Below are 2,149 nucleotides of genomic sequence, written 5' to 3' on the forward strand. Positions count from 1 at the left end.
GCAGCGCCTCCATGAACTCGTTGTTCTGCAGCTTCTTGTATTCGGGCTCGTTGGTGTGCCCGATGATCACCTCGTCGATGTCGGTCTGCGGGAACTTCTTCGGCTTGATCCGGTGCTCCTGGGACGCGCCGAGCAGGTCGTAGAGAAAGGCCACGTCGAGCTTGAGCACTTCGACGAATTCGATGATTCCGCGGTTGGCGATGTTGAACTCGCCGTCGAAGTTGAAGGCCCGCGGGTCCGAGTCGGAGCCATACTCGGCGATCTTCCGGTAGTTCACGTCGCCGGTCAGCTCGGTCGAGTCCTGGTTCTTCTCGTCCTTGGGCTGGAAGGTGCCGATGCCGATGCGGTCCTTCTCGCTGAGCAGGAGGCGCCGCACGCGAACGTGCGACATCACCTTGGCGAAGTCGCCCTTGTACTCGGTCATCAGCTCGCGGAAGATCAGCCGCGATGCCGGGCAGAGATCGCCGCGCACCGGGACCTGGAAACCGGAGTCCGGCGAAGCGAGATCGGCGAACACCTTTTCGCGCCACTCCTCGGGGATGAGCAGCAGCGGGTCCTCATTCATCGGGGAGTTGAAGACCTCGCGGTGGACGGTGCCGTCGTCGCGCTTCTTCTCCAGCACCCAGGAGAACGTGTAGAGGGCGCCTTCGGGCGTGCGCGAGTACTCCTCCAGGCCCTTCTTCAGGAGCCGCACGATGGTGCTCTTCGAAGAGCCCACGGGCCCGTGAAGGAGGATGACGCGCTTCTCGGTGCCATACGCCTGCGCAGCACTCTTGAAGACATTGACCAGCTTCATCAGCGGAACGTCGAGGCCATAGACGGCGTCGCGCCCGCCATTCGGCTCGTCGTGGAAGAAGTGGTAGCGGATCAGCCGCTTCTTGTTGTCGATGTACTCCGTCTTCCCGTGGCTGAGGATCATGTCGTAGATGCGCTGGAAGGCCGTGCGGGTGACCCGCGGGTTCTCACGCACGATTTTCAGGTAGTCCTCGAACGACCCGTCCCAGTGGAGCTCCTTGAAGCTCGTCTTGTCCTGGAGCGCGGCGATACGTGAAACGAGATTCATGTCGCCGGATTCGCGGAGCGTCGGCATCTGGACTCATCCCCTCTGGCGCCCGGGGGCGCGTTTGCAACGTGACGAACGTAGCCCTGCAGCATAGGGCCTGCAATGCACCTTCACAAAACCGCTCGCAGGGTGACAGAACTTCCAGGGCGCACGATAACTGCATAAAGCTGGACGGCGCAGTGCACAACTTTGTTCACCGGAACTCTTGAAGCGGCCGCTGCTCGCCGCCCTCGGCATCGCGCTTGCGGCGCGCGCCGCGCCGATCGTTTTCGGCTACGAGCACTACGGCGACGCGCCGGTCCGGATCGAGCTTGCCGAACGGTGGGCGCAGGACCCTCATCTCTGGCGCGGGTATCTGGAGGCCTGGCAGTACGGCCCCCTCCATCTGACCCTGATCGGCGCGCTCGTGCGGCTGCTGGGCGACCGCGTCGTCGCGGCGCGGCTCCTTTCGCTCGCTGGCGGCCTTCTGGGCGTCTGGCTGCTGTACCGCGTGGCGGAGCGCGAACGCGGACGCGATGCCGCCTTCTGGGCGGCGGTCGCGCTGGCGTTTTCGCCGCTGCACATCCAGGCGAGCGCGACGGGCGCCAGCGAGGCCGTGTTCCTCGCCCTCTTCCTCGGCGCGTTGCTGCTCGCGCTGCGCGAACAGGTGATCCTCTCCGCGATCCTTCTCGGAGCGGCCGGGCTCGTGCGGTACGATGGATGGTTGTACGTGCCGCTGTTCGGTGCGCTGCTGTGGCTGCGTCAGCGCAACCTCGCTCGCAGCGTCGCGTTCTGCGCCGTCGCCGCCGCACCGGCCCTGTTCTGGCTCTGGGTCAATGCGCGCTTCGCCGGGGACGCGCTCGCGCCTCTACGCCACATCGACCGGGATCACGCGATGCTCGCCCGGATGGCGGCGGACTCCTTCGGTTCCCTGCGGGCGCGCCTGCAGCACCTCGTGTACTGGCCGCTCGCGGTATGTCTCGTCGCCACCCCCGCCTTCGGACTGCTCGGGCTTTGGGGGTCGGTCCGGGCGCTGCGGCGTCTTGAGCCCGGATGGGACCTCGTCGCGCTCGCCTGGCTTCCGGCCGCGTATTTCACGTTCCGCGC

At 65.8% G+C, this 2,149-nt stretch carries 2 protein-coding genes; one reads left to right on the plus strand and one right to left on the minus strand.

From position 1 onward, the window contains the following. Positions 1-1,090, minus strand: a 1,090-nt coding sequence (locus E6J58_20370) for a serine protein kinase (GenBank protein ID TMB33510.1), incomplete at its 3' end; no start/stop codon positions are given. 178 nt (positions 1,091-1,268) lie between these two features. Here E6J58_20370 and E6J58_20375 point away from each other — a divergent pair. Beyond that, a partial coding sequence (locus E6J58_20375; protein ID TMB33511.1) for a hypothetical protein occupies positions 1,269-2,149 on the plus strand: 881 nt, incomplete at its 3' end.

The sequence above is a fragment of the Deltaproteobacteria bacterium genome (assembly GCA_005879535.1).
In the GTDB taxonomy this organism is placed as follows: domain Bacteria; phylum Myxococcota; class Myxococcia; order Myxococcales; family 40CM-4-68-19; genus 40CM-4-68-19.